Annotated in this window: 1 protein-coding gene and 1 pseudogene; both read left to right on the top strand. The window is 71.8% G+C overall.

What is annotated here, in order from left to right:
- The coding region (locus AB0N03_RS51960; protein WP_364388922.1) for an SDR family NAD(P)-dependent oxidoreductase at window positions 1–2,209 on the top strand (2,209 nt) is incomplete at its 5' end.
- Window positions 2,210–2,254: 45 nt separating this feature from the next.
- A pseudogene (locus tag AB0N03_RS51955) lies at window positions 2,255–3,966 on the top strand (beta-ketoacyl synthase N-terminal-like domain-containing protein); the annotation flags it as partial.

The following is a 3,966-nucleotide window of genomic DNA, read 5'->3' as shown; positions in this document are numbered from 1 at the left end:
CACCACCAACTGGACCACGATCTTCGCCGGCAGCCACGCCCGACCAGTCCCACTACCCACCTACGCATTCCAGCACAAGCACTACTGGCTCACGCCGATCGAGAGGCCGGCGGCGGTCGCGGACGCCGAGTTCTGGGACGCGGTCGACAGCGGTGACGTGGACACGCTGGCCGGATCACTAGGCGTGGCGACGACGGCGCTGGAACCGGTTCTGCCCGGTCTGACGAGCTGGCGGGCCCGCAACCGCGATTCGTCCACTGTGGATGACTGGGCCTACCGGATCGAGTGGGAGCCGATCGCCGCACCGACCGGTGAGCTGTCCGGGACCTGGCTGGTCGTCAGCCCGGCCAGACTGGCGAAGGACCAGACGGTGCTCGGGGTGCTCAACACACTGACTGCGTGGGGCGCGTCCCCGCGACTGGTGCACTCCGCCGAGGAATTCACCGGTCCCGGACCGGACGCCGTGCTGTCCCTGCTCGCGTGGGACGACCGCGCAACCGGGACGGGCACGACCTCGCACGGGGTCACGGCCACGGTCGCGCTCGTGCAGGCGGCCGAACGACTCGGGTGGACCGCGCCGCTGTGGTGCGTCACGCGGGGCGCGGTGGCCGTCCGCGAGCCGAGCGAGGTGACGAGCGAGTTCCAGCCGCAGGTGTGGGGCACCGGCATCGTGCTGAGCCTGGACCTGCCGGAGACCTGGGGCGGGCTCATCGACCTGCCGACGAACCCGGACGTCACCGACCTGGACCGGCTGTGCGCGGTCCTGACCAACGCCGACCACGAGGACCAGACCGCGGTCCGGGCGTCGATAGTGTTCGCGCGGCGGATGCGGCGGCAGGCGATCACGTCGGCACCGGCCTGGCGTCCGAGCGGGACCGTGCTGGTCACCGGCGGTACCGGTGGGCTGGGCGGTTACGTCGGGCGCTGGGCGGCCGAGCAGGGCGCGGAGCACGTGGTGTTGTTGTCGCGCCAGGGTCAAGACGCGCCCGGCGCGGACACGCTAGCCGAGGAGATTGTCGGGGCAGGGGCACGGTGCAGTGTCGTGGCCTGCGATGTGACCGATCGGGACGCGGTGGCCGCGGTGCTGGCCGAACTGCCAGGGGCCGAACCGCTGTCGGTCGTGCACGCGGCCGGGGTCGCGCTTCCCAGCAAGCCGTTGGCGGAGCTGAACGAGGAGGAGTTCACCGCGATCGGTCGGGCGAAGGTCGCCGGCGCACAGGCACTAGACGAGCTGTTGACCGGTCGCGAGGTAGACGCGTTCGTGCTGTTCTCCTCGGGTGCGGCGGCCTGGGGCAGTGGTGGCCAGTCCGCCTACGCAGCCGGTAACGCCTACCTGGACGGGCTCGCGCAGCGCCGGGCCGCTCGGGGCCTTCCGGCCACCGCAGTGGCCTGGGGAGCTTGGGGCGGCGGCATCGGCACGATCGACGAGGTCATGGGCGAGCAGTGGCGTCGGGCCGGGCTGCTGACCATGAACCCCCGGCTGGCGACGCTGGCCCTGGCGCACGCGGTCGGCAGCGGGGCGGCCACCACGGTCGTCGCGGACATCGACTGGGCCAGGTTCGCTCCGGCCTACGCGCTGGCCCGCCCGCGGCCGCTGCTGGCGGCACTGCCCGAGGTCACGGAGATCCTGGGCAGCGACGACAGTGCCGAGGACACGGGCACGGCCGAGCTGGCGGCCCGACTGGTCGGGCTGGCCCCGACCGAACAGGAGCACCTGCTCAGCGAGCGCATCCAGGTGGAGGCCGCCGCCGTGCTCGGGCTGGCCGACGCCGCGGCCACCGGTGACCGGGCGTTCCGGGAGATCGGGTTCGACTCGCTGACCGCCGTCGAGCTGCGGAACCGGCTCAACGCGGCCACCGGGCAGCGGCTGCCCGCCACGCTGGTGTTCGACCACCCGACGCCCAGCGTGCTGGCCAGGCACCTGCGGACTCTGCTCGCCGCCAGCTCCGAGGCCTCGGCCGCTCCGGTGGACTCCGTAGAAGCGGTGCTGGCCGAGCTGGACCGGTGGGAGGCGGCTATCCCGACCCTGCCCACCGAGCAGATGGACCGGTCGCACCTTGCAGCCAGGCTGCAACGGCTTGGCACGCGCGTCGGCGAACTGGTCGCGGCCGGGGACAGCGCCGCCGACCTGAGCGTGACCGAACAGCTCGACGACGCCGGAGCCGAGGACGTGTTCGCCTTCATCGACCGGGAGTTCGGGGACGAGTGACCCCGGCCCACCCTCCCCGCCCAACCCCGACACCACGAGGCACAGATGACGAACGATGAGAGGCTTCTCCGCTACCTCAAGCGGGTCACCGCCGACCTGCACCGCACGCGCGAACGGCTGCGCGAGGCGGAGTCCGACGTCGACGAGCCGATCGCGATCGTCGGAATGGCCTGCCGGTTCCCCGGCGGCGTGCGCACGCCGGACGAGCTGTGGGATCTCGTGGTGTCCAGCCGGGACGGCATCGGGGCGTTCCCGACCGACCGGGGCTGGAACCTGGACGAGCTGTTCGACCCGGACCCCGACGCCGCCGGCCACTCCTACGTGCGGGAAGGCGGGTTCCTGCACGAGGCGGGCATGTTCGACGCCGGGTTCTTCGGCATCTCCCCGCGGGAGGCGCTGGCCACCGACCCCCAGCAACGGGTGCTGTTGGAGACGGCGTGGGAGACGTTCGAGAACGCGGGCATCGACCCGACCTCGTTGGCAGAGAGCGACATCGGTGTGTTCACCGGTGTCGCGAACGGGGACTACGCACTGACCGTGGACCGGGTCCCGGAGGGTTTCGAGGGGTATCTCGGGCTGGGTGGCGCTGGCAGCATCGCGTCCGGGCGGATCTCGTACACGCTCGGTCTGCTCGGGCCCGCGGTCACGCTGGACACCGGCTGTTCCTCCTCACTGGTGGCCATGCACTGGGCCGGGCAGGCGCTGCGGACGCGGGAGTGCTCGATGGCGCTGGCCGGTGGTGTGATGGTGATGTCGACGCCGGGCGGGTTCGTCGGGTTCTCGCGTCAGCGTGGGCTGGCCCGCGACGGGCGCTGCAAGTCCTTCGGTGAGGGCGCTGACGGCACCTCGTGGGCCGAGGGTGTGGGTCTGGTGCTGTTGGAGCGGCTGTCGGACGCCCACGCCAACGGGCACGAGGTGCTGGCCGTGATCCGGGGCTCGGCCATCAACCAGGACGGCGCCTCGAACGGCCTGACCGCGCCCAACGGACCGTCGCAGCAGCGGGTCATCCGGGCCGCGCTGGACTCGGCAGGGCTGACCTTCGCCGACATCGACGCCGTGGAGGCGCACGGCACCGGCACGATGCTGGGCGACCCGATCGAGGCCCAGGCGTTGTTGGCCACCTACGGCCAGCACCGGGGCGACTCCGGGCCGCTGCGCCTTGGCTCGATCAAGTCGAACATCGGCCACACCCAGGCTGCGGCCGGGGTCGCCGGTTTGATCAAGATGGTGCAGGCAATGCGCCACGGTGTGCTGCCGCAGACCCTTCACGCGGAACTGCCGACGACCAAGGTGGACTGGGAATCGGGCGCGGTGTCGCTGCTCGACCAGAACCTGGACTGGCCGGAGACCGGTAGACCGCGCCGGGCCGCGATCTCCTCGTTCGGGGTTAGCGGCACGAACGCGCACGTGATCCTGGAGCAGGCTCCCGCCGCTGTCGAGCCGGAGCCTGGCGAGCCGGTCGCGCCCGGTCTGGTCGCCACCGGTGGTTCGGTTCCGTGGCTGCTGTCCGGTCGTACCCGGGCCGCGCTGACTGCCCAGGCCCAACGTCTGCGTGAGCACTTGGCCCAGTCGCCAGACGTTCGGCCCCAGGACATCGGGTTCTCGCTGGCGACGAACCGGGCGCACCTGGAGCACCGGGCGGTCGTGCTGGATGCTTCGGTCGAGGGGCTGGCTGCGCTGGCTGAGGGCCGCTCCTCCGCGTTCACCATCACCGGCGAAGCCACAGTCTCCGGCAAAACCGCATTCGTCTTCCCCGG

It is taken from the genome of Amycolatopsis sp. NPDC051061 (genome assembly GCF_040682935.1).
In the GTDB taxonomy this organism is placed as follows: Bacteria; Actinomycetota; Actinomycetes; order Mycobacteriales; family Pseudonocardiaceae; genus Amycolatopsis.
Note: the sequence above shows the minus strand (reverse complement) of the source record. Positions and strands in the feature narration are given on the sequence as shown.